21 protein-coding genes and 2 pseudogenes are annotated in these 22,493 nt (G+C 63.5%); 10 read left to right on the plus strand and 13 right to left on the minus strand.

Translation table 11 applies throughout. From position 1 onward, the window contains the following. Positions 1 to 15 precede the first annotated feature (15 nt). Genes FJ940_RS20795 through FJ940_RS20805 form a run of 3 tightly spaced genes read left to right on the plus strand, consistent with a single transcriptional unit; the run spans position 16 to position 2,287 of the window. Positions 16 to 1,098, plus strand: a complete 1,083-nt coding sequence (locus FJ940_RS20795) for a fatty acid desaturase family protein (protein ID WP_140516296.1) — start codon at positions 16 to 18, stop codon at positions 1,096 to 1,098. A 28-nt stretch (positions 1,099 to 1,126) separates the two neighbouring features. Next, the gene (locus FJ940_RS20800; RefSeq protein ID WP_140515869.1) at positions 1,127 to 1,438 is read left to right on the plus strand and encodes a MocE family 2Fe-2S type ferredoxin; all 312 of its coding nucleotides are present in this window, start codon (positions 1,127 to 1,129) and stop codon (positions 1,436 to 1,438) included. A gap of 48 nt (positions 1,439 to 1,486) precedes the next feature. After that, a complete protein-coding gene (locus tag FJ940_RS20805; RefSeq protein WP_140515867.1) occupies positions 1,487 to 2,287 on the plus strand; it encodes a 3-methyl-2-oxobutanoate hydroxymethyltransferase in 801 nt (266 codons plus the stop codon). Here FJ940_RS20805 and FJ940_RS20810 read toward each other — a convergent pair. Together FJ940_RS20810 and FJ940_RS20815 are read right to left on the minus strand one after the other, a co-directional pair. Further along, positions 2,252 to 2,686 (minus strand): annotated as a pseudogene (locus tag FJ940_RS20810) (aromatic amino acid lyase); the annotation flags it as partial. The gene FJ940_RS20805 and the pseudogene FJ940_RS20810 sit on opposite strands and share 36 nt — an antisense overlap. Beyond that, positions 2,686 to 2,913: pseudogene (locus FJ940_RS20815) on the minus strand (ornithine cyclodeaminase family protein); the annotation flags it as partial. The pseudogenes FJ940_RS20810 and FJ940_RS20815, both read right to left, overlap by 1 nt. Before the next feature lie 37 nt (positions 2,914 to 2,950). On the opposite strand from FJ940_RS20815, the gene FJ940_RS20820 reads away from it, so the two are divergent. The 7 genes from FJ940_RS20820 (at position 2,951) to FJ940_RS20850 (ending at position 12,270) form a co-directional block, all read left to right on the plus strand. Continuing rightward, on the plus strand, positions 2,951 to 4,384 hold the full coding sequence (locus tag FJ940_RS20820; protein WP_140657760.1) for a DHA2 family efflux MFS transporter permease subunit: 1,434 nt from the start codon (positions 2,951 to 2,953) through the stop codon (positions 4,382 to 4,384). A gap of 271 nt (positions 4,385 to 4,655) precedes the next feature. After that, positions 4,656 to 5,642 (plus strand): ABC transporter permease, encoded by a 987-nt coding sequence (locus FJ940_RS20825; protein ID WP_140515863.1) that lies wholly within the window; start codon positions 4,656 to 4,658, stop codon positions 5,640 to 5,642. Positions 5,643 to 5,760: 118 nt separating this feature from the next. Next, positions 5,761 to 6,786 (plus strand): sugar ABC transporter substrate-binding protein, encoded by a 1,026-nt coding sequence (locus tag FJ940_RS20830; RefSeq protein ID WP_140562376.1) that lies wholly within the window; start codon positions 5,761 to 5,763, stop codon positions 6,784 to 6,786. Between the two features lie 229 nt (positions 6,787 to 7,015). Then, positions 7,016 to 9,139 (plus strand): SMP-30/gluconolactonase/LRE family protein, encoded by a 2,124-nt coding sequence (locus FJ940_RS20835; protein ID WP_140657762.1) that lies wholly within the window; start codon positions 7,016 to 7,018, stop codon positions 9,137 to 9,139. Then, a complete protein-coding gene (locus FJ940_RS20840; protein WP_140657764.1) occupies positions 9,136 to 10,185 on the plus strand; it encodes a hypothetical protein in 1,050 nt (349 codons plus the stop codon). The genes FJ940_RS20835 and FJ940_RS20840 overlap by 4 nt, the downstream gene beginning before the upstream one ends. Next, on the plus strand, positions 10,185 to 11,681 hold the full coding sequence (locus FJ940_RS20845; protein ID WP_140657766.1) for a sugar ABC transporter ATP-binding protein: 1,497 nt from the start codon (positions 10,185 to 10,187) through the stop codon (positions 11,679 to 11,681). Before FJ940_RS20840 ends, FJ940_RS20845 begins: the two co-directional genes overlap by 1 nt. 181 nt (positions 11,682 to 11,862) lie before the next feature. Next, complete coding sequence (locus tag FJ940_RS20850) at positions 11,863 to 12,270, plus strand: carboxymuconolactone decarboxylase family protein (protein WP_140499869.1); 408 nt, start codon at positions 11,863 to 11,865, stop codon at positions 12,268 to 12,270. Between the two features lie 11 nt (positions 12,271 to 12,281). On the opposite strand, the gene FJ940_RS20855 is transcribed toward FJ940_RS20850, so the two are convergent. The 11 genes from FJ940_RS20855 to FJ940_RS20905 all read right to left on the minus strand — a co-directional run bounded on the left by FJ940_RS20855 (position 12,282) and on the right by FJ940_RS20905 (position 22,330). Next, the gene (locus FJ940_RS20855; RefSeq protein ID WP_181167212.1) at positions 12,282 to 13,169 is read right to left on the minus strand and encodes an amidohydrolase; all 888 of its coding nucleotides are present in this window, start codon (positions 13,167 to 13,169) and stop codon (positions 12,282 to 12,284) included. Beyond that, complete coding sequence (locus tag FJ940_RS20860; RefSeq protein ID WP_181167242.1) at positions 13,169 to 14,245, minus strand: VWA domain-containing protein; 1,077 nt, start codon at positions 14,243 to 14,245, stop codon at positions 13,169 to 13,171. Before FJ940_RS20860 ends, FJ940_RS20855 begins: the two co-directional genes overlap by 1 nt. Before the next feature lie 101 nt (positions 14,246 to 14,346). After that, on the minus strand, positions 14,347 to 15,228 hold the full coding sequence (locus tag FJ940_RS20865; RefSeq protein ID WP_140515853.1) for a MoxR family ATPase: 882 nt from the start codon (positions 15,226 to 15,228) through the stop codon (positions 14,347 to 14,349). A gap of 8 nt (positions 15,229 to 15,236) precedes the next feature. Continuing rightward, positions 15,237 to 16,241, minus strand: a complete 1,005-nt coding sequence (locus tag FJ940_RS29025; RefSeq protein ID WP_140521560.1) for a molybdopterin cofactor-binding domain-containing protein — start codon at positions 16,239 to 16,241, stop codon at positions 15,237 to 15,239. A 1-nt stretch (position 16,242) separates the two neighbouring features. Next, positions 16,243 to 17,610: a xanthine dehydrogenase family protein molybdopterin-binding subunit gene (locus FJ940_RS29030; RefSeq protein ID WP_140499863.1), complete on the minus strand. Its 1,368-nt coding sequence runs from the start codon at positions 17,608 to 17,610 to the stop codon at positions 16,243 to 16,245. A gap of 10 nt (positions 17,611 to 17,620) precedes the next feature. Further along, positions 17,621 to 18,103 carry a (2Fe-2S)-binding protein gene (locus tag FJ940_RS20880; protein WP_140499861.1) on the minus strand — a complete coding sequence of 161 codons (483 nt, stop codon included), beginning with the start codon at positions 18,101 to 18,103 and terminating at the stop codon, positions 17,621 to 17,623. A 52-nt stretch (positions 18,104 to 18,155) separates the two neighbouring features. Beyond that, positions 18,156 to 18,950: an FAD binding domain-containing protein gene (locus tag FJ940_RS20885; RefSeq protein ID WP_140499860.1), complete on the minus strand. Its 795-nt coding sequence runs from the start codon at positions 18,948 to 18,950 to the stop codon at positions 18,156 to 18,158. 10 nt (positions 18,951 to 18,960) lie between these two features. Further along, a complete protein-coding gene (locus FJ940_RS20890) occupies positions 18,961 to 19,404 on the minus strand; it encodes an SRPBCC family protein (protein WP_140567548.1) in 444 nt (147 codons plus the stop codon). A gap of 117 nt (positions 19,405 to 19,521) precedes the next feature. Beyond that, positions 19,522 to 20,349 (minus strand): AraC family transcriptional regulator, encoded by an 828-nt coding sequence (locus FJ940_RS20895; RefSeq protein ID WP_140630792.1) that lies wholly within the window; start codon positions 20,347 to 20,349, stop codon positions 19,522 to 19,524. A 177-nt stretch (positions 20,350 to 20,526) separates the two neighbouring features. Further along, positions 20,527 to 21,525: an ABC transporter permease gene (locus tag FJ940_RS20900; protein ID WP_140580042.1), complete on the minus strand. Its 999-nt coding sequence runs from the start codon at positions 21,523 to 21,525 to the stop codon at positions 20,527 to 20,529. 61 nt (positions 21,526 to 21,586) lie between these two features. Further along, on the minus strand, positions 21,587 to 22,330 hold the full coding sequence (locus tag FJ940_RS20905) for an ATP-binding cassette domain-containing protein (protein ID WP_140500157.1): 744 nt from the start codon (positions 22,328 to 22,330) through the stop codon (positions 21,587 to 21,589). Positions 22,331 to 22,493: the final 163 nt, after the last annotated feature.

The raw sequence follows: 22,493 nt of genomic DNA on the forward strand, positions 1-22,493 counted from the left end.
GCCCGTGTGAAGACGATGGCAAAAAAGCGGGATTACAGCCTGGTCGGTGAAAGCACCAGGGCCGCGATCGAGACCGGCCTGGCCTCCGCCGAATGGTACCACACCGATGTCCCCCGCAAGGTGATGAAGGAGCTGATGCAGCGTTCCGACGGGCCGGCGATCCGCGACACCATCATCTGGATTGTTGCGATCCTGGGCTCGGCCGCCGGCATTATCTGGTTCTGGGGCTCATGGTGGGTGGTGCCGTTCCTGTTCGTCTACGGCGTGCTATACGGCTCGTCGAGTGACTCGCGCTGGCACGAATGCGGCCATGGCACGGCCTTCCGCACGCGCTGGATGAATGATGTCGTGTACCACATCGCCTCCTTCATGCTGATGCGCAATCCAGTGCAATGGCGCTGGAGCCATGCCCGCCACCACACCGACACCATCATCGTCGGCCGCGACGCCGAGATCGCCGTCATGCGGCCGCCGGACCTGTTGAAGGCGGCGCTGGCCTTCACCGGCATCCTCGATTTCCGCTATTCGCTGCCGACGCTCGTGCGTCAGGCGTTCGGCAAGCTGTCCGACGAGGAGAAGAGCTATGTTCCGGAAATGGAATGGGCAAAGGCCGTGACGGCCGCGCGGTGGCATGTTGCCGTGTACATTGCGACGATCGCTGTCGCGGTCGTCCTCAGGTCATGGATACCGGTGGTGCTGATTGGTTTGCCGCGCCTCTACGGCACCTGGCACATGGTGACCACCGGCCTGCTGCAGCATATCGGGCTGGCCGACAATGTCGTCGACCACCGGCTCAACACGCGCACCGTTTACATGAACCCGATCAGCCGGTTCATCTACTGGAACATGAACTATCATGTGGAGCACCACATGTTCCCGATGGTGCCCTATCATGCGCTGCCCAGGCTGCATGAGCTGATCAAGCACGACCTGCCCGTGCCGAACCCGTCGATGTGGCATGCCTATCGCGAGGTCTGGCCGGTCTTGCTCAGGCAGCTGAAATACGAGGACTACTACCTCAAGCGCGAGCTGCCGCCGACGGCCAGGCCCTATCGCGGCGAATTCCATGAGTTCGACATGTCGGCGGCGGCTGAATAAGGATCGCGAATGGTTGCGGGAGACAGAGATGGTCGATTGGATTGAAGCGTGTGCGGTGGACGATGTCGAGGAAGAGGATGTCATCCGCTTCGACCACGGTGGCCGAACCTTCGCGATCTATCGCTCCCCGGACAATGAATTCTTCGCCACCGACGGTTTCTGCACGCATGAGAAGGCACATCTCGCCGACGGGCTGGTGATGGACGACATCATCGAATGTCCAAAGCACAATGGCCGCTTCAACTATAAGACCGGCCAGGCCAAGGGCGCGCCGGTCTGCGTCAATCTTGCGACCTATCCGGTGAAGATCGAAGCTGGCAAGGTGATGATCGAGATCTAAAGCGCGGCAAACCGATCCGGCACCGCGGCAAGCAAAAGAGGGACGTTTATGAGCCGAAAGAGACCGACCGTTGCCGACCTGCGCGCCATGAAAGGCAAGCGTCAGCTGACCATGCTGCGCGTGCTGACCCTGGACGAGGCGGAAGCTGCCGAGCGGGCAGGGGTCGATATCGTCTCCGTGCCGCCGGAACTCGTGCTCAACCCGCAATACCGCGATGCGGCACCGAGCCTGTTCACCATGCCGGGAGACAATTTCTACGAAATCGGCACATCGGATGATTTCCTGCGTTGGGCTTTCCGGCTCTACAAGGCCGGCGCCGACGCGGTCTATTGCAGCGCGGGCTACGCCACCATAAAGCGGATGGCGGACGATGCCATCCCCGTCATCGGCCATGTCGGCCTCATTCCATCCCGCGCGACATGGACCGGCGGCTTCAAGGCGGTCGGCAAGACCGCCGACACCGCCATGCAGGTGTTCGAAGCGGTGAAACAGCTCGAGGCCGCCGGCGCGATCGGCGCCGAAATCGAAGTGGTGCCGGTCGAGGTCGCCAAGGCGATCTCCGAGCGTACCTCGCTGATCATGCTGTCGATGGGCGCGGGCACCGGTTGCGACGCGCAATATCTGTTCGCCGAAGATATCCTCGGGCAGAATCGGGGCCACATGCCACGACACTCCAAGGTCTATCGCAACTTCGCCGCTGAATATGATCGGTTGCAGGCGGAGCGGGTGGCCGCATTCTCCGAATATGTCGCCGACGTCAACAGCGGCGTCTATCCCGAGGACAGGCATGTGGTGCACATGGACCCGGCCGAGCTACGTCTGTTCCTCGACAAGGTCGGCCTGGGCTAAGATCGGCTGCCAATTCCCATCGACAAGCGCGGCATGAAGCGCTTCGGCTTCGATGCCGAGCGGCCGATCCTCCTTCAGCGCCGGCACCAGCGCGCGTATCGCCTTATGGATAGCGGCCATGCGCGGCGCCAGCGTCTGCCCGTCGCGCAGGTCGACGGCCTGGGCGGCCGCCATCAGTTCGAAGGCGATCAACCGGCGCCACAGTGCGATCATGGCGGCGCATTTCGAAACGGCCAGCGGCGTCTGCGTGGCATGGTCCTCGACGCCCTCGGAGACGGGCAGGAAATCGAGCATCACCGGATTGGCCTTGTGGCGGATGGCGGCCAGGATCGATGTTACCGTCTTCTGCAGCGGCACGAAGCCGGCCGATGCGCCGCCGACCGGCGACAGGTATTTCGGACCGCGCTCATCGTGCCATAGGGCACGACCAGCGTGCCACGCTTGATCCACTCGGTCTTCAGCAGCGGCTGCGGTTCCGGCAGCCGCGAGGCCTCGACGACGATGTCGGCGCCTCGACGCAACTTTGCCAGTCGGCCACAGCCTTGACCGGCTTGCCGAGATCGGTGGAGAGCCTGGCGGCAAAGCCGTCGCGGCTTTTCCGGCCGGCGCGAATGGTCACGGATCTGGACGCCGCCGGCCAAATGCTGTTCAAAGCGGTCCGTCATGACTGCCATCCCCGAGACTGACGTTTTAGCCGACCCAGCCAGCAGTTCGCGGCGTGTGGCGCTGATCGTCGCCATTGCCTTCTTCATGCAGCTCTTGGATTCGACGATCATCTCGACGTCGCTGCCGCAGATGGGCGCCTCCTTCGGCGTGCCGGCGGTGGCGATGAGCATCGGCATCACCATCTATATGCTGACCATGGCGGTGTTCGTGCCGCTGTCGGGCTGGCTCGCCGACCGGTTCGGCGCGCGCAACATCTTCCTGATGGCGATCGCACTGTTCACGCTGGCTTCGCTCGCCTGCGGCTTCTCCGAGAATCTCACCGAGTTCGTCGCGGCGCGCGCCGCGCAAGGGCTGGGCAGCGCATTGATGACGCCGGTCGGCCGCATCCTGGTGCTGCGCAACGCGTCAAAATCGGAACTGCTCAACGCAACCGCGCTCATCACCTGGCCGGCGCTGTTCGCGCCTGTCGTTGGTCCGGTGCTTGGCGGTTTCATCACCACCTATCTCTCCTGGCACTGGAATTTCTTCATCAACATCCCGCTTGGGCTGATCGGGCTGGCGCTGGTCGCCCGCTTCATCCCCGGTGACCGTGAAGCCGATCCCAAGCCACTCGACTGGCCGGGTTTCTTCCTGACATCGGCGGGACTTGCTTGCCTTCTCTGCGGCCTCGAGCGTATCGCGCATCCCGACGACGGCGTGCTGCCGACGGTGCTGCTGGTCGCGGCAGGGATCGTCATCGGCTGGTTGGCGGTGCGGCATCTCCGGCGCGCGCCCCATGCGCTGCTCGACCTGTCCTCGTTCAAGGTGCTGACCTTCGCCATCTCGACGCTTGCGGCCGGCACCATATTCCGCGTCGCGATCAACGCCACGCCGTTCCTGCTGCCGCTTTTGTTCCAGGTCGGCTTTGGCATGAGCCCGGTCGATGCCGGCATGATGATCCTGGCCTATTTCCTCGGCAATCTCGGGATGAAGACGGTGACGACGCCGATGCTGCGCCACTTCGGCTTTCGTTCGGTGATGGTCGTCAACGGCGTCATTGCGTCCGCATCGATCATGGCCTGCGCGGCGATCTCGCCGCAGACGCCGCAGGCGCTCGTGGTGGGGCTGATGCTGATCGCCGGCCTGTCGCGTTCCATGCAGTTCACGGCGCTGAACACGCTGGCCTTCGCCGATGTCGCCGCGGCGCAGCGCAGCTCGGCGGCGACGCTGTCCTCGATGCTGCAGCAGGTGGCAATGCTGTTCGGTGTGGCGATAGCTGCGGCGATCCTCAACCTGTCGCAGATCACCAGGGCCCAGCCGGCGCTGGACCTCGTCGATTTTCGAGTCACCTTTCTGGTGATCGGCGTTATCGGGCTGGTGGCGTCGTTCCGTTTCCTGGTGTTGCCGAGGACCGCCGGCGCCGAGGTTTCCGGCCACATGGCCGGGAACTGAAATCGAATTTTCCCATCCACCGCAGGGTTAAATTCCATCTTCGCCTTGCGCCTTGGTGTCGTGCTTGCGCAAGACGCAGGGATGGCGCAAACAATTGCCAAAAGTGCTGAAGTTTCCAGGCATTGCGCCAGCATCAGCAATCAATGCGTCCACATCGCGAGTCTCGTCGGCAGTCCGTGTTTTGAACGCGGATTCATTTGACGAACCGACGTTGAGCCGATTAGCTTTCTTCCCAGGGGCGGCAGCGCTGCCGCCGGGGTGAAGACAGACAATGAACGCGATCGGTCGGCCGAGTTTCAAGAGCCTGAACCAGGAAGGTATTGTCTTTGCCATAGCGGTGATGCTGTTCATTGCCGCGGCCATAGGCCTGCCGGGCTTCATCGCTCCGAACAATCTCGTTGCCATCGTTCGTTCGGTTTCGGTACTGGGCATATTGGCATTGGGCATGGCGGTCGTCATCATTGGCCGTGGCATCGACCTCTCGGCGGTGGCGATCATGGCGATGTCGGTCGCCTGGTATCTGCAGTTGATGAATTCAGGAACGCCTGACGGGCTCGCCTTCGCCTATGTGCTGGCCAGCGTGCTCGCCATCGGCCTGCTCAACGGCTTTCTCGTCGCTTACGCCGACGTGCCGGCGATCTTCGTGACGCTTGCCACCGGCTCCTTCGTCTTCGGCTATGTGCGCTCGCAACTGATCACGCAGGATGCGGTTCCGGTGCCGCAGGGCCATTGGGTGGAACTGCTTGGCGGCCTGCGCTTCCTCGACATTCCCATCGAGGTGTTCGTCTTCGCTGCACTGGCTTTCCTGTTCTTCCTGTTCCTGCGCTACACCAAATGGGGCCGCTACATCTATTTCGCCGGCGATAATCCGGTCGCCGCGCGCAACATCGGTATTCCAGTGCGGCCGATGCTGGTGCTGCGCTATGTGCTTTCCGCCTTCGTCGCGCTGATCGCCGGCCTGCTGACAGCGGCCAGCCTGCATTCGATCAACACCCGCGTCGTCAACTCGACGCTGCTCTACGACATCGTGCTGGTGGCGGTGATCGGCGGCATCGGGCTTTCGGGCGGACGAGGCGGGGTGCGAAACGTGCTGGTCGGAGCGGCGCTGATCGGCATCCTGCTCAATGCGATGACCATCATCGACATTCCGCTGCTCTACCAAAACCTGATCAAGGCGGCGATCCTGCTCGGTGCCATCATCGTCGACGGCATCATCAATCCGCGTGACGAACAGACGGCGCAGCAGGGCGACATCTAGAGCATGATCCCGAAAAGTGGGAACTTTTCGGAAAAGATCATGCTCAAACAGGAAGACTAGACCAAAGCGGACGGTTGGGGCCGGCCGTAAATAACAACGACCAACCAGAGGATGTGACATGAAACTGATCAAAACATTGATGGCCGCCGCGACGGCGCTTGCGGTCACCGCGTTCGTGGCGCCGAGCTTCGCTGCCGACGATCCGGGCCCCGCTGCCTATGCGCAGGCACTCAAGGGCAAACGCGTCATGCTGGTGCCGCTGGCGATGGGCTTCGACCTGGCGCAGGGCTGGGCGCACTATTTGAAGACCGAAGTCGAGGCCTGGGGCGGCACGTTCGAGACGCGCGATCCGAACTGGGTCGTCGATGCCGGCGCGCAGGCGATCACCGATGCCATCTCCTCCGACACCAGGCCTGACGTGCTGATCATCCACGCGCCCGACCTCAATTCCTACTCCAAGCTGATGAAGAAGGCGCAGGCAGCCGGCACCTACGTGATCCTGGTCGACAATCCCGCCAATTTCCCGGCCGATGCCTTTGTCGGCAGCGATTGGGACCGGCTCGGCCAACTCGAGGCGGAAGCCGCGATCAAGGGCTGCGGCGAGAACTCGTCCAAAAAGATCGGCCTTGTGCAGGGCGATCAAGCGAACTCCTCCAGCCTTTATCAGTACGCCGGCATCATGAAGGTACTGGAAAAGCATCCCGAGTTTCAGGTCGTGGCCAAGCCCGACTCCAACTGGGATGCGACCACCTCGCGCAATGTCACGACGACGATGCTGCAGCAGAACCCCGACATCTGCTCGATCATCGACTTCTGGGATGGTGATGCTACCGGCGCGTCGGCCGCGATCCGTGACGCCAAGCTCGACGGCAAGGTTTTCCTGGTCACCACCGGCGGCGGCGAAAAGGCGGCCGACTGCGACAAGCTGCAGGACGGCACTTATGGCGCGGTTGTCATGACCGACCTTGCCCGGCAGTCGGGCGACATGAATGCCATCATAAAGTTCCTGCTGCAGAGCGGCCAGCCGGCCGGCACGTCGCACACCTACATCTACACGCTGGAGAAGGCGACGACCAAGGCCGACCTCAAGCCCGACAGCTGCTGGGACCTGAAGGCGTTGCAAGCGGAAGCCGCGGCGAAGTAGGTCGCGAGTTTACGCCTGATATCAACATGGCGGCCGGGTTGTACGTGGACAATCGCCAACCTCAGCGCTGCCCCTCACCTTACCCTCTCTTCGTGAAAACGGGGAGAGGGGGCGTCTTCACGGGGAGAAGGTGCCGGCAGGCGGATGAGGGGCAGCGGCGAAGTTGAGAATTGCTCCGGAGCGATTACCCGGCCACCTTTTTCTCTTCTCTCGCAATAGCAGTGACCTGATGTCCTTTCGCGAACGCCTCCAGGCCTGGCGCTACAATCTCGTGCCCGACCATCTGGTCGGCGAGATACTGACCAAGCGCTGGACCGACAATGCCATTCCCTTCCTGGCACTGGTGGCAACACTCGGCGTGTTCGGTTCGATCATTCCGGGCTTCTTCAAACTGACCTCGCTGCAGGAATCGACCCGCCAGCTCGGTGAATTCTCGATGGTCGTCACCGGCATGACGGTGGTGATGCTTGGCGGCGGCATCGACCTGTCGGTCGGCTCGATCTTTGCGCTGTCCTGCTTTTCGGCCGTCTATGTCTTCTTCATCCTCGAACAGTCGATCTGGCTGGCGCTGGCCGCTTCGCTTGCCGCCGGCCTCGTCTTCGGCGCCGTCAACGGCTATCTCGTCGGATACCTCAGGCTGCGCGCCTTCCTCACCACGCTGGTGACCTTCATTTTCGGGCGGGCGCTGTTCGACATCCTGGTCACCACCTATGCCGCCGATGTGCAGCTGTCCCAAGCCACCTCCGATGTGCTCGACTTCATCGGCGACGGCACCTTCTGGGGCCTGTCGGTCTCGGTGTGGCTGGCCATTATCCTCGCCATCGTCACTCATATCACGCTGACGCGCTCGCGGCCCGGCTGGCATGTGCTGGCGGTTGGCGGCTCCCGGCGCTCTGCCCACAATGCCGGCATCCGTGTGCGCAGCACCGTGTTCATGACTTATGTCTTCTCAGGCTTCTGCGCCTCGATCGGCGGCTTCCTCATAGCTTGCCGGCTGAGCGGAGCAGGGCCGGGCACCGGCCTCAACCTCGAGATCATGGCGCTGACCGCGGCGGTGGTCGGCGGCGTCAGCCTCGGAGGCGGGCGCGGCTCGGTGATCAAGGGGCTGATGGGCGCCATCATCGTTTTGACCATGACCAACGGCCTGATCAGGCTGGGCTACGGTACCGGCACCAACCAGATGGTGCTGGGCATCATGCTGGCGGTGGCGGTGACGATCGACATCCGCTGGCTGAAGAACCGCCACAAGGTGCTGAACGAGGTCTATGTCGCGCCGGTCTATCTCAGGATGGGCGAGACGCAGTCGGCGGCGCCCGGCTCCGGCACATCATACGAACTCGACGACAGGCTGTCGGGCGCCGACCATATCGGGCTCGGCGAACTGGAGGGACCGGAAGATGTCATCCTCGACCGTGACGACCACCTCTATTGCGGCACGCGCCATGGCGAGATCGTACGCTTCTTCGCACCGGACTATGTGAAGTCGGAAGTGTTCGCTCATATCGGCGGCTTTCCGCTCGGCCTTGCCTTCGACAAATCAGGCAATCTGATCAGTTGTGTCGGCGCCATGGGGCTCTATTCCGTCTCGCCCGATCGTGAGGTCAAACGCCTGTCGGCCGAAACGTCGCGCTCCTGGACATCGGTCGTCGACGACGCACGGCTGCGCGATCCCAACGACTGCGACATTGCACCGGACGGCCGCATCTATTTCACCGACTCGACCAAGCGCTACGACGCGCATGACTGGGCGCTGGATTCGATCGAGAACCGCGCCACCGGCCGCCTGCTGGTCTATGATCCGAAGGACGGATCGACCAGGACGCTGCTCGACGGCTACCGCTACACCAACGGCGTGTGCATGGCGCATGATGGCAAGTCGCTGTTCTTCGCCGAGAGCTGGGCCTGCCGTGTGCATCGCTACTGGCTGGAAGGGCCGAAGGCCGGCACCGCCGAATGCGTCATCCGGGACATGCCGGGCTACCCCGACAACATCAACCGCGCTTCCGACGGCAATTACTGGATGGCGTGGCTCGGCATGCGCACCCCGAGCTTCGACCTGTCGCTGCGCCATCCCGACATGCGCAAGCGCATGACACGGCGGCTGCCGCAGGACGAATGGCTGTTCCCCAACATCAACACCGGGGGCGTGGTGAAATTCACGGAGGAGGGCGACATCGTCGAAGCGATGGGCGACCTCTCGGGCGGCGCGCATCCGATGGTCACCTCGATGCGTGAGCACAAGGGATATCTCTTCGTCGGCGGCATCCTCAACAACCGCATCGGCCGCTACAAGATTGCTGGCGCCGACCCGAATTGGACCAGCCCGGCTTCCTATTGGGGAGCAAAGCCATGATCCTCGATCCGGTCCTGGATATCTTTCGCGGCAAGGCCGTCACCATCCCGCCGCTGGATGGCGCTTTCCGACCCAACACGCAGCTCGACGATGCGCCGGCTTTTGCCGAACTGGCCGAACCGGACAACCTGCTGAGTGCTGGCGACAAGCTGCTCGTTTCCAGCGGCAACGCAGTCTATTCGATTGCCGCCGGAACCGCGCCCAAGCTGGTCGAGACCTTTTCGTCCACCATTTCCGCGCTGGCGCTCTCGCCATCGGGCGAGCTGACGGTCGGATTGGAAAGCGGCAAGCTGCTGGTCGGCGGCAGGGATGTTTCGCTACCGGCCGGTGTCAGCTGCATCAACGCGCTCGCCTATGCCGATGGCGGCGCTCTGTGGCTGGCCAATGGTTCGGCCGAATTCGCACCATCACAATGGGCGGCCGACCTGATGAAGAAAGGCGCGTCCGGATCGCTTTGGAAGCAGGATGCGGCAGGCAGGACCTTCCGCAAGGTGGCCGGCGCCATCGCCTTTCCCTATGGGCTCCATCCCATCGGCAGGGATGTGCTGGTGAGCGAGAGCTGGCGCCATCAGTTCATCCGCTTCGAGGCGGCAAGCGGCAGCCGCTCGACGGTGTTGACCCATCTGCCCGGCTATCCCGCGCGGCTGTCGCCGGCAGCCGATGGCGGCGCCTGGCTGACCCTGTTTGCGCCGCGCAACCGGCTGATCGAATTCGTGCTGCAGGAGACGCATTACCGTCAGGACATGATCGAGCAGGTGCCGCCGGCCTATTGGATCGCACCGGCTCTGGCCTCAAGCCGCAGCTTCCTCGAACCGCTGCAATGCGGCGGCATCCGCACGATGGGCATCCACAAGCCCTGGTCGCCGAGCCGCTCCTACGGTCTGGTGGTCAGGCTCGACCAGAACATGCAGCCTCGGTTCAGCCTGCACAGCCGCGCCAACGGCATACGTCACGGCATTTGCAGCGTGGTTGAAAAAGATGGCGAACTGTTCGTCGCCTCGAAGGGCGGCGACTGCGTGTTGGCTGTCGATGCCGGGGGGGTTTGATGGAACCGATCGTGCGCCTGGAGAACATCACCAAAAATTATCGCGGCGTGCCCGCGGTCAAGAATGTCAGCTTCGAATTGCGCAAGGGCGAGATCCATGCGCTGCTCGGCGAAAACGGCGCTGGAAAATCGACGCTGACCAAGATCATCGCCGGAGTGGTCGACGCCAGTTCGGGCAAGATGTTCCACAAGGGACGCGAGATCGCTTACGCCTCGCCGCATGCGGCGCTCGAGGCGGGCATCGCAATGGTGTTCCAGGAGACCAGCCTGGTGCCGTCGATGACGGTGGCGCAGAATCTTTATCTCGGCACCGAGAAATTCCTCAACCGGCTGCGCGGCACCTACATTTCCGCGCAGCAGTTCCTGCAGTCGCTGAATTTTCCGGTCGACCCGAACGCCATGGTGGCGACGCTTGGCGCGGCCAAGCGCCAGATGGTCGAGATCGCGCGCGCCGTGCACCACAATGCCGAGATCATCATCTTCGACGAGCCGACCGCGACGTTGACGCCGGAGGAAAAGCGGCACTTCTTCGCGCTGATCCGGCGGCTCAAGGCGCGCGGCGTCTCCATCGTCTTCATCAGCCATGCGCTGGAAGAGGCGCTGCTGATTGCCGACCGCATCACCATCCTGCGCGACGGCGAGTTGGTCATCACCGACGACACGTCGACCTTCGATCGCGACCGGATCGTTGCCGCCATGGTCGGGCGCATGCTGTCCGGGCAGATCTATCGCCAGCGAGACGAGGCCAGGCTGCGCAAGGCGGGCAAGAAAGTTCTGTCGGTGCAGGACATCTCAATGAGCAATGTCGTGCGCAACAATTCGTTCTCGATCTTCGAAGGCCAGATCACCGGCGTCTTCGGGCTGATCGGCTCCGGCCGTACCGAGACGTTCAAAATCGTGTCCGGCATCTACAAACGCGATTTCCTGCGCGGCGGGGCGATCGAGCTGGACGACAGGCCGGTGCGCTATCTCGTGCCGAGCGAAGCGGTAGCCGACGGCATCGTCTACGTCACGGAGGATCGCAAGAGCGAAGGCATTTTCGAGACGATGGGCATTGCCGAGAACCTGTTCGGCGGGCTGCTGGCAGCCGGCCGCGAAACGGCCTGGGTGATCAATCAGCAGGAGATGCGCGCGCTCTCCGCCGAATGGACCAAGACGCTGAACATCAGGGCGATCAACGACAATGCGCGCGTGGTCGAGCTTTCCGGCGGCAACCAGCAGAAGGTGGTGATCGGCAAGGGGCTGGTGCAGAAGCCGCGCGTGGTCATCTTCGACGAGCCGACGCGCGGCGTCGATGTCGGCGCCATCGCCGAGATCCACCAGATCATCAACCGGCTGGCCGACGAGGGTCTGGCCGTCGTCGTCATCTCGTCCTACCTGCCGGAGATCATGAACCTGTCCGACCGGATCCTGGTCTGCCGCCAGGGCCGTATCGTCGAGGAGTTTTCGCCGGCCGAGGCGACGGAGGAGAAGATTATGTATGCGGCGGTGCATTAGAGAGTGTGTCGGTATTCAGGTGAGGCCGGCCTGCAAACGCCAGCTTGACTTGAATCTCGACATACCCTCGCGGTGCCGTTTGCGTCGCAAAAGGCGAATAGGCGAATGAAGTGAATGGATTGGCGGCGGCTGTTCAGCGTCCGATTCAAACGTCCGGCATTGAAAAACGAAAGGAAACACCATGGCCACCACCAGACTCCTGAGCGATGCCGAGGTGGAGAAAATCCCGGCCTTAAAGGCGGTGTTCGACGACATCCGCGCGACGCGCAAATCCGATTTCGTCAATAATTTCTGGCGCGGGCTGGCCAATGATCCTGCGGCGCTGAAGCGTATCTGGGAACAGCTCAAGGCGGTGATGGTTGCAGACAGTGCGATCGATCCGTTGACCAAGGAGATGATCTACATCGCGGTGTCGACCGCCAATGGCTGCTCCTATTGCGTCCATTCGCACACCGCGGCGGCGCGCGCCAAGGGCATGACAGATGCACAGCATGGCGAACTGGTGTCGATCATCGGGTTGGCGGGACAGACCAACCATCTGGTGACGGCAATGCAGATCCCGGTCGATCCACAGTTCGAGGTGAAGTGAGGAAAGACGCGCTACACCGGCCTGTAAACCTTCTCCGCCGCGTTCCAGAAAATGTCGGCTTCCGCCGCCGTGCCATGCTTCTCCACCGCATCGCGGTGCGCCTTGATCAGTTCGGCGTGGCCGGTCCAGAGCTTCTCGATCGGGAAGTTCGAGCCGAACATCAGATGGTCGCTGCCAAGAATATCGATCGCATTGTCGATGATGTAGGCGATCAGCGCCGGGTCGTTGCGGTGAACGAAGGTGCCGAGGCCAGACAGCTTGGCGTAGAGATTGGGCGCCGCCGACAGTGTGCGCAGGCCGGCCTTCCAGGCTTCGGTGGTTTCCGGTTCCATGCCGGTCAGCATGCCGGCGTGGGTCAGGATGAAATTCGTCTCCGGGTTTTCGCCGACCAGCGTCAGCCCGTCCTTCATCTGGGCGGGGAAGAGCTGCAGGTCGAAGGACAGGCCGTAATCCTTCAGCCGCGCGACGTTGGCGCGGACCTTGGGGTCGATCACCTGGTCGGCCGAGGCGGCGAAGCGGAAGGCCGGGGTCTCGTGCCAGTGCAGTTGCATGCGCACGCCGCGCAGCAGCCTGTATTTCATCAACCGGTCGATCTGCGGCCTGACATCGTCCACCGTCATGTCGGCATAGCCGACGATGGCGTGCGGCCAGCCGGTCTCGTCAGCGGTCTTCTGCAGGAAGGCGACCTCCTTCTCGAAATCCTCCTTGGCCCAGTTGGTCTGGACATAAACGGCTTTTTCGACGCCCGAACCTTTTTGGTCGGCCAAAAATTCATCGATCGGATAGTCGCGGCGGATCGGTTCGTAAGGGCCGAAGATGCGCGGCACCATCGGGCCGACCAGCCATGGTTGGTCCTTCTGGCGCCAGATGTGGAAATGCGCGTCGATGGCTTTCTGCATCACGATACCCTTTTCCAGATGGTCGCGGCCGCCGGGGCGGGGCGTGCGAGCGACAGGATGAAATCGGTGAGGCCGGCCAGCGACGAGCCGTCGACCAGATCGTCGAGGTCGGGCAGGATGGCGCGCAGCGCCGCTGTCGCCGGCTGGAAGCGCGGATCGCCGGCCAGCGGGGTCGCCAGCGACAGCCGGAAGGCGCGGGCGCTAAGCCTGCGCATGGCAATCTCCAGTTCGGCATGGTCGCCGCGCTCCAGCGCGTCGGAGAGAATGACGACCGCGGCGCCGCGCGTGAACGACGAAAAGCGCGGCACCGAGAGGAATGCCAGCAGGGTCGGTCCCATGCGGGTGCCGCCATCCCAATCGTCGACCTGGGCCGCCGCGCGCGCCAGCGCCTGATCGCGGTCGCGGATGCGCAATGCCGAGGTGATGCGGGTGAGCCGCGTGCCGAAGGTAAAGATCTCGGCGCGGTCCGCGCCCTGGACGGCGGCATGCGCCAGCTTGAGATAGTCGGCGGTGTGCAGCTTCATCGAGCCGGAGACATCGATCAAGAGCAGCAGTTTGCGCGGCACGGTCTGGCGGCGGCGCAGCAGCGGCGAGGGGACATCGCCATCTGCGCCGACGATTTCCCTGAGCGAGCGGCGCAGGTCGAGCTTGCCGCGCGAATGGGTACGCACGGTGCGGAAGGAACATCGGGCGGGCAGGGCCGATGACAGCTTTCGGCGAAACGCGGTCAGACTGTCGTCGTCGCGCTGGAAGTCGCGCGAGCTCAACTGCTCCAGGGCAGAAGACAACTCGCCGCCTTCCTGTTTCTGCTCGGCCTCGATCCGTTCGTCGTCGGCACCGCCATCATCCTTGATGCGCGTTTCCTCGTCTGCATCGCCTTCGATCACAGCTGACGCGTTGCCATAGAAATGGCTCTGGAAATGCGCTTCGAATTCGTCGCGGCGGTCAGGCGGCGGCGCTAGTGTGGCCAGGGCCGCCTCACGGATGTCCGCCATCGAGCGCGGCCCCAGCAGGGTCACGGCCTGCATGAAACGGGAGACTTGTTCCGGGGCAATAGCGAAGCCGTAGCGGCGCAGCAGGCGAGCGAAGCTGAGCAAGGGCGTTGCGGCGCGGGGGAGATGTCCGGCAGGACAGAGGGGGGCGCTGTCCCGCCCGCGTTGCTGAATGACGTCGCGGCTCACGCCAGCACCTCGTCGACGATCCGGCCGAGCTCGGGCGCGATGTAGGACAGATCCTCCTCGTCCTTGATCAGCACGCCGATGGCGCGGCGGAAGGCTTCCGGCCATGGACTGCCGCCTTTTTCGAGAATGGTCGCGGCATTGGCCCATTCGACCGCCTCGGCGATGCCGGGCGGTTTGGCGAGTGGACGCGCGCGGATGGTCTGCACGGCTGTGGCCACGGCGCGTGCCGTTGCCTCTGCGACATCGCCGGCGCGCAGCATGATGATGGCCGCCTCACGCTCGGCATCGGGATAGCCAATCCAGTGATAGACGCAACGCCGCCGGAGCGCTTCGGCGAGTTCGCGGGTGCGGTTGGAGGTCAGGATGACGATCGGCTGTGCGGTGGCGCGGATGGTGCCGCGCTCGGGAATGCTGATCTGGAAGTCGGAAAGAAACTCCAACAGCAGCGCCTCGAATTCGTGGTCGGAACGGTCGATCTCGTCGACCAGCAGGATGCGCTGCTCCGGCGCCTTCAGGACCTGCAGCAGCGGGCGGGCGATCAGAAAGCGGTCGTCGTAGATATCGACTTCTTGCTCGCCGGCATGGCGGATGGCGAGCAGCTGGCGCTGGTAGTTCCACTCATAGAGCGCATGCGCGGCGTCTATGCCTTCATAGCATTGCAACCGCACCAGATCGCGGCCGAGCAGCCCAGCGATTGCCTTGGCCGCTTCCGTCTTGCCGACGCCCGGAGCGCCTTCGAGCAGCAGCGGCTTGCCCAGCCGGATCGCCAGGAAGATGGCCGTCGCCAGGCTTTCATCAGCCAGATAATGCGAGGCAGCGAGGCGCTCGGCGACCGCTTCTGGCGAAGTCGCGACCGTTTCGGCGTTTACCTCGGGCATGTCGGTCCTCAGGTCGTCGCTTGCGCCTTGAGCGCACGCAAAATGCGTTCCGGCGTGATCGGTAGCGTGTCGATGCGCACGCCGACAGCGTCGAAAACGGCATTGGCGACCGCCGGAATCTGTGGATTGGCGCACATTTCGCCGGGCCCCTTGGCGCCGTAAGGACCATCTGCCGAGGGCCGCTCCAGCACGATAATCTCGGTTTCGGCCAGGTCGCCGGGACCTGGCATCAGATACTGGTTGAAGTCGGTGCCGCCGTGGTCACGGTTAGGATAATAGGGCTCGGTCGTTTCGTAGAGCGCATGGCTGATGCCCATCCAGGAGCCGCCGACCAGCTGCTGCTCGACCATCTTGGGATTCAGCGCACGGCCGATCTCGAAGACGTTCTTCACCGTCAGCACCGTCACCTCGCCGGTCTCGTCATCGACCTCGACCTCGGCCACCGTGCAGGCATGCGCGTAACAGGTCGACGGCTTCATCGCGCCGGTCTCCTTCTCCGGATAGGAGCGCGGGATGAGGAACATGCCGCGTCCCGAGATCGAGCGGCCGCGCTTGAAATGCGCCGACAGAGCGACGTCGAAGATCGAGATCGATTTCTGCGGCGCGCCCTTCACCAATATGTTGCCCTGACCGTCGGTCTCGAGGTCGGAGGCGTTGACCTCCAACTCCTCCGCGGCCACTTCCAGCATCACCTGGCGGGCTTCCCTCGCCGCCTGGATGACGGCGTTGCCGGCGCGGTGCGTGCCGCGCGAGGCGAAAGTGCCCATGCAGTGCGGGCCGGTGTCGGTATCGGCGGTGTCGACGACGACGCGGTCGGTCGGCACGCCAATTGTCTCGGCGCAGATCTGCGCCATGATCTGCTTCATGCCCTGGCCGAGATCGACCGATGATAGGGTCACCATGAAATTGCCGGTTGGGGTCGAATGCACCAGCGCCTGGGTGGGATCGCCGCCAAGGTTCATGCCCGTGGGATAATTGATCGCGGCAACGCCGCGTCCGCGCCTGATCGCCATCTCAAGCTCCCTTCGCGTAGGAGGACATCGCCATGTACTTCTCGGCCACGGGCCAGTTGGCGGCGCGCGAAGCCTCCTGCATGCACTCTATGAGGGCCGCCCCTTCGGTCGGCTGGCGATGCGCCTTCATATCGCCGTCGCGATAGGCGTTGATGAAGCGGAATTCGAGCGGATCCATGCCGATCAGCCGCGCCAGCTTGTCCATCTGCACCTCCAGCGCGAAGTCACCGATGGTGACGCCGAAGCCGCGCATGGCGGAGGAGGGGGTGCGGTTGGTGTAGACGCAGTACGTGTCGATCCAGACATTGGGGATGGTGTAGGGGCCGGGATAGTGCCCCGCGCCCTTCTGGGCGCCATAGGGCGAATGGCGGGAGTAGGCGCCGGCGTCGGTGTAGCCGGTGACTTTGCGCGCGACGATGCGGCCGTCCTTCATCACGCCGTCCTTGATGACGACCTTTTCGGCCGCGCGAGGTGACGAGATCTGCATCTCCTCCTCGCGGCTGTAGGTAAAACAGACCGGTCGCCCTGTTAGCTTGGCGCCGAGGATCGCGATCGGTTCGACGATGACATCGACCTTGCCGCCAAAGCCGCCGCCGACCGTGCCGCCGACGAAATGCAGCTTGCTGCCCGGCATCTGCAAAATGATCGACGTGTTGTCGAGGGTGAAGAACATCGCCTGCGTGTTGGTATAGCAGGTGAAGCGGTCATTGCCCTCCGGTGCCACGATACAGCCGGTGGTCTCGGTCGGCGCATGCTCTATCGGCGAGGACTGGTAGCTTTGTTCGAGGACGTAGTCGGCCTCGGCAAACCCCGCCTCGACATCGCCGAAGCGCACCTTGCGGCACTCGCCGCTGTCATAGAGATAGTAGTTCTGGCCGTGATACTCGTTGACGAGGGGCGCGCCGGGCTTCAGCGCTTCCTCCATGTCGAAGACGGCCGGCAGCACCTCGTAGTCGACCTTGACCTTGGCCGCGGCTTCCTGGGCGGCGCGCTCCGTCTCGGCCAGCACCGCCACCACGGCCTCGCCCTTCCAGCGCACCTTGCCGTCGGCCAGAACCGCCTCGTCCTCCGGCCCGATCTGGATCAGGATCAGGATGGTGTAGACATTGTGCGGGACGTCCCTGGCGGTGAGAATTTTCACCACGCCCGGATGTTTTTCCGCTTCGGACGTATCGATCGATCGGATGCGGGCATGATGGTGCGGGCTGCGCACCATCTTCAGATGCAGCATGCCGGGAAAGTTGCGGTCGGCGAAATAGGCGGTTTTGCCGGTGACATGGCCGGGCGAATCCGAGCGGGGCCTCGGCTGACCGATCTCGTTGAGGTCATCCTTGCGGACGTCCGAAAAATAGCTTTTGCGCAGTTCCATCTTGCTTCCCTCAGGCCGCGTTCTGCGAGTTGGCGCGAGCGGCGGTGAGCACCGCCTGGATGATAGGCTCGTAGCCTGTACAGCGGCATATGTTGCCCGACAGCGCTTCGACGACATCGTCGCGGCTGGGATCGGGCGTGTGGTCGAGCAACACCTTGGCCGCCATGAGCATGCCCGGCGTGCAGAAGCCGCATTGGGTGGCGAAGGCGTCGAGAAAGGCGCGCTGCAGCGGATGCAGGACGCCGCCTTCGGCAAGACCCGATGTGGTGGTGATGGCAGCGCCGTTGCAGGTTTCGGCGAGCGTCAGACAGGACAGCCGGAGCTCACCGTCGACGATCACCGAGCAGGCGCCACAGGTGCCTTGATGGCAGCCGCCCTTCGGCGAAGTGTCGCCGATCTTGTCGCGCAAGGCGTTGAGCAGCGTGGTGCCGCTTTCGACGAATTCGGCCTTCTCAGAACCGTTGAGCGTGAACTGGACGGGAACCTTTGCCATTCTTCCTCCTTGCGCGCCTGCCCCGCAGGGCAAGCGCGCGCCCCGAATGTGACTAGCTGAGCAGCAGCCGACCGAGATGAACCGGCAGCACTTGCGCGCGATACCAGGCGCTGGCGATCGGGTCGGTGATTGGTGCGGTGCCGTCGCCCGCGGCGGCCAGTGCCGAAGCGATGCCGTCCGCGTCCAGTGTCCTGCCGAGCAGCGCTTTTTCGGCTGTCTTGGCTCGCATCGGCCGGTCGGCCATACAACCGAGCGCGATGCGCGCCGAGGATATCGTGCCGTCGCCGGCTTGTTCCAGGATAGCGGCGATACTGAGCACCGAGACGCCCTTGGGCTTTACCCGCGAGACCTTCACGAATCGAAAGCTTCCCTGCGCCGGCCGCGTGAAGCTGACCGAGGTGACGATCGCGCGGCTCCCGCCCCGCTTGGCCAGAAACGCTTCCATCGGCATTTCGCCGTCATTGGTGCTCACCATGGCGTCCAGCGCCAGCAGGGCGACTGCGAAATCGCCATAGGGGCTTGGCGCAAACAGATTGCCGCCGACGGTCGCCATGTTGCGGATCGCCGGACCGCCAACGGCACGCGCGGCCTTGGCAAGCTGGCCGAGCTCGGGATGGCGGGCGATCGCCGCCATGGTCACCGAAGCGCCGATGCGGATCGTGCCGCCGGAGACCGTGATGACCGACAAGGCCGGGTCGGTCGACCTGACAAGGCCGGAGACCGAAACGTCGCCCTCATTGGCGGCGCGCAAGACGAGCGTGCCACCGCCGAGATAGCGCGTGCCGGCGGCTTTCAGCGCCGCGCTGGCGTCTTTCACCGTTGCAAAACTCTGCAATGCCAGCGCCATGGCCCGCTCCTCAACCCTGGCCGGTGAAATGGCTCTTCAGGGCGTTGAAGCCGCCCTGGAAGACATTGGCGCCCATGCCCTCGGCCAGCTTGTCGGCTTCTTCGGGTGCTGCGTCGAAGCTGGCGGTCCATTCGGCATAGGTGCGGTCGCCGTCGGTGACGCGCCGCAATTGCAGCGTAGCCCTGTGGTTGGTGAGCGGCTGCGGCGTTTCCAGGATCGAATAGCTGACGAGGAAATTCTCATCGGAGAAATCGAGCAGCTTTTCGCGCAGCCGCGCGCCGCTGGCCAGCTGGAAGTTGCGCACGCAGCCGATCGTGGTGGCGTCCTTGCCGTCCTCGATATGGCTTTCGACCATGCGCGGATGCCAATTCGGCAGTCCGTTGAAGTCGCGGATGCGCGCCCAGACCTTTTCGACCGGCGCGTCGATGACGGTGGAGATGGTGACATCAGCCATATGCTCTTTCCCCTGCAAACGTTCTGCTTGGGACGGTAGGCCGATCGTGGTCGCGGTGCTTATCAATGCGTCTTGGGCACGTATCAATCAGTCTGAAAATAGCCGCTTTCCGGCCCGTCAGGACACTGCTCGCGCCGCTTCGCGATAGAGCGTCGGCGGCACGCCGACATGGTCGCGGAAGAAACGCGAGAAATTGCCCTGGGTGGTGAAGCCGAGATTGCAGGCGACCGATATCAGCGGCTCATGCGACCACTGGAGCTGGCGCACCGCTTCCTCCATGCGCAGCGTGTTCCAGTAGACGTTGGGCGTCAAACTGGTCTGTTCCTTGAACAGGGCGAAGAAATGCGGCCGCGACAGGCCGACGCTGCGCGCCACGTCATCGAAGGAGATACGCTCGCAGACATTGGCTTTCATCAGCTGGATCGCCTTGCGGACGCGGAAATCCTGCATGGTGTTCACGCGGCCACGCGGCTCCTGCGGAGCTGAAGCGTCGGCGGCATCGAGCACCGAGTCGATGAAGCGCTCGATCTCGTAATTGGCGACATCGTCGATGCTCTCATTGTCGGTCAGATGATCGAGCAGGCCGGCAGCAGCCTGGTGCAGCCAGGGTTCGAGCGTGATTGCCGCCTGCGCGAAAAGCGGCGCGGACGAGGGCAGGTCACGGCGCCGCCGTGCCCAGTCCGGGTCGATGTAAAAGGCGAGGAACAGGCCTGGGGTGCCGTCGTGCGACAGCACATGGCTATGCGGCTGCAGCGAGTTGATGCCGGCAGCCGTGCCAGGTCCAAGCAGGACCGTCTCACGGCCGATGGTCATCTCGCCGGCGGTGCCTTCCAGCCAGATGATGAGATGTGCCTCGACATGGGCATGGGTGACGAAGTCGCTCGCGACATTCAGGACAGAAACATGTCCGAACCGGCCCCAGTAGAGCCTGATCGCTTCCGTCATGGGTATATCCTCCCGCAGGCGACTGGCCTCCCTTCGCCTGCTTGGGGATTGTGCGGCCGGTTTTCCGTGTCCGTCAAGGCATAGCCGCACGCCCGGTATTCGCGGCAGGCCGCTTCAGCCGATTTTCAGACTGAGCGATAGGACCGAAATGAACGCCGCTTCGGCGAAGACAGGCTTTTAGTCGCTTCGCCTGAAGTTGCGGATGCGGTCGAACAGCACCGCCAGCAGGATGGCGCCGCCGATGAAGGTGCCCTGCCAGAAGGCGTTAATACCGAGCAGGCCGAGGCTGTTGCGGATCACCTCGATGAGGGCGGCACCCACGATGGCGCCAAAGGCGGTGCCGACGCCGCCGGCGAGATTGGCGCCGCCGATGACGGTGGCGGCGATGACCTGCAGCTCCATGCCGTTGCCGAGATTGGTGGTGACGGCGCCCAGCCAGCCGGTCTGGATGATGCCGGCTATTCCCGCCGACAACGCCGAGATCATGTAGACGGCGACCTTGATCTGGCGCACCGGAACGCCGGTCAGCGTCGCCGCATGCTCGTTGCCGCCAATGGCGAAGATGTGCCGGCCGAACTTGGTCCAGCGCAGGACGAAGCCGGTGATCAGCGCCAAAAGGATCATGTAGAGCACCGGATTGGCGATCCCGAACAGCCAGGCGCCGCCGCCCAGCGCCAGCAGCTTGTCGTGATCGGGCCCGAACTGGAAGACGACGGTGTTGTTGGAGGCCACCATGGCGAGGCTGCGGGCGATCGACAGCATGCCGAGCGTCACCACGAAGGGCGGAAAGCCGAGATAGGCGATCAGAATGCCGTTGAAGCCGCCGATGACGAGTGCGGTGACGATCGAAGCCAGGATGCCGACTTCGATCGAAAACCCGGCATGCATGGTAACGGCCAGCACCATCGAGCACAGGCACAGCACCGAACCGACCGAGAGGTCGATGCCGCCGGTGATGATGACGAAGGTCATGCCCAGCGCGACAATGGCGACGAAGGTGACGTTGCGGGTGATGTTGAAGAGGTTCTTCGGGGTGGCGAAGGCATCCGTGGCAAAGGACAGGAAGATACAGGCGAGGATGACGGCGATCACCACCCAGAACGTCTGGCTGGAGAGCAGCCGCGACAGAAAACTGTGCTGTTTCTGCGCGATCGTCTGATCAAGGGTGACTGCCATTATCGACCTTTCCTGCCGGGAGCGAAACGCGCCAGCGCAATGAAATCCGGTTTTGCCGCTCTCACACCACCTGCTCGATGGCGCCGGTGATCAGCCCTGTCACTTCCTCGGGCGAACTCGAGGCGATCGCCTTGTCGGCGACTTTCCTGCCGCGCCGCATGACGATGACGCGGTCGGCGACGTCGAAAACGTCGGGCATGCGGTGGCTGATCAGCACCACGGCGATGCCCTGGTCGCGCAAATGGCGGATCAGGTTGAGGACTTCGGCGACCTGACGGACCGAAATCGCCGCCGTCGGCTCGTCCATCAGCACTATCTTGGCCTGCGACAGCATGGTGCGGGCGATCGCCACCGCCTGGCGCTGACCGCCGGACATCTGTTTGACGAGGTCGCGCGGGCGCGTCTCGGATTTGAGCTCGGCGAATATCTGGCCGGCGCGCTTGTACATGGCGGCATAGTCGAGGATACGGAAGGGCCCGACGCCGCGGCGCAGTTCGCGGCCGAGATAGACATTGGCCGCCGCCGTCAAATTATTGCACAGCGCCAGATCCTGGTGGACGATCTCGATGCCGTGCTGGCGGGCCTCGACCGGCTTGTGCAGGATCAGATCCTTGCCGTCCATCTGCATGGTGCCGTGGCTCGGGCGGAAATTGCCGGCGATCATCTTGACCAGCGTCGACTTGCCGGCGCCGTTGTCACCCATCAGGCCGACGACCTGGCCGGGCTCGATCGACAGCGACACGTCGTTCACCGCCTGGATGGCGCCGAAATGCTTCGAGATGTTGGTGAGTTCGAGAACCGCCACCAGCCTTTTGCCTCCCATGTCTGGCCGTCTGTCCCGGAAGGGGCGACGGCTTCGGTTCGCTACCCCAGCTCCTCCCGGAAGCAGCGACGCGGTCATTTACGCAAATGCCTGCATGGGCGTCAATTGTCTGACGAATAAGATTTGGGCAATTGTCGGACGAATG

Source organism: Mesorhizobium sp. B2-3-7, from assembly GCF_006442695.1.
GTDB lineage: Bacteria > Pseudomonadota > Alphaproteobacteria > Rhizobiales > Rhizobiaceae > Mesorhizobium.

Bases quoted from the DNA above. Each gene is read 5' to 3' on its own strand.
- FJ940_RS20795 (WP_140516296.1), top strand. From the start codon at position 16: ATGGCAAAAAAGCGGGATTACAGCCTGGTCGGTGAAAGCACCAGGGCC.
- FJ940_RS20800 (WP_140515869.1), top strand. From the start codon at position 1,127: ATGGTCGATTGGATTGAAGCGTGTGCGGTGGACGATGTCGAGGAAGAG.
- FJ940_RS20805 (WP_140515867.1), top strand. From the start codon at position 1,487: ATGAGCCGAAAGAGACCGACCGTTGCCGACCTGCGCGCCATGAAAGGC.
- FJ940_RS20820 (WP_140657760.1), top strand. From the start codon at position 2,951: ATGACTGCCATCCCCGAGACTGACGTTTTAGCCGACCCAGCCAGCAGT.
- FJ940_RS20825 (WP_140515863.1), top strand. From the start codon at position 4,656: ATGAACGCGATCGGTCGGCCGAGTTTCAAGAGCCTGAACCAGGAAGGT.
- FJ940_RS20830 (WP_140562376.1), top strand. From the start codon at position 5,761: ATGAAACTGATCAAAACATTGATGGCCGCCGCGACGGCGCTTGCGGTC.
- FJ940_RS20835 (WP_140657762.1), top strand. From the start codon at position 7,016: ATGTCCTTTCGCGAACGCCTCCAGGCCTGGCGCTACAATCTCGTGCCC.
- FJ940_RS20840 (WP_140657764.1), top strand. From the start codon at position 9,136: ATGATCCTCGATCCGGTCCTGGATATCTTTCGCGGCAAGGCCGTCACC.
- FJ940_RS20845 (WP_140657766.1), top strand. From the start codon at position 10,185: ATGGAACCGATCGTGCGCCTGGAGAACATCACCAAAAATTATCGCGGC.
- FJ940_RS20850 (WP_140499869.1), top strand. From the start codon at position 11,863: ATGGCCACCACCAGACTCCTGAGCGATGCCGAGGTGGAGAAAATCCCG.
- FJ940_RS20855 (WP_181167212.1), bottom strand. From the start codon at position 13,169: ATGCAGAAAGCCATCGACGCGCATTTCCACATCTGGCGCCAGAAGGAC.
- FJ940_RS20865 (WP_140515853.1), bottom strand. From the start codon at position 15,228: ATGCCCGAGGTAAACGCCGAAACGGTCGCGACTTCGCCAGAAGCGGTC.
- FJ940_RS29025 (WP_140521560.1), bottom strand. From the start codon at position 16,241: ATGGCGATCAGGCGCGGACGCGGCGTTGCCGCGATCAATTATCCCACG.
- FJ940_RS29030 (WP_140499863.1), bottom strand. From the start codon at position 17,610: ATGGAACTGCGCAAAAGCTATTTTTCGGACGTCCGCAAGGATGACCTC.
- FJ940_RS20880 (WP_140499861.1), bottom strand. From the start codon at position 18,103: ATGGCAAAGGTTCCCGTCCAGTTCACGCTCAACGGTTCTGAGAAGGCC.
- FJ940_RS20885 (WP_140499860.1), bottom strand. From the start codon at position 18,950: ATGGCGCTGGCATTGCAGAGTTTTGCAACGGTGAAAGACGCCAGCGCG.
- FJ940_RS20890 (WP_140567548.1), bottom strand. From the start codon at position 19,404: ATGGCTGATGTCACCATCTCCACCGTCATCGACGCGCCGGTCGAAAAG.
- FJ940_RS20895 (WP_140630792.1), bottom strand. From the start codon at position 20,349: ATGACGGAAGCGATCAGGCTCTACTGGGGCCGGTTCGGACATGTTTCT.
- FJ940_RS20900 (WP_140580042.1), bottom strand. From the start codon at position 21,525: ATGGCAGTCACCCTTGATCAGACGATCGCGCAGAAACAGCACAGTTTT.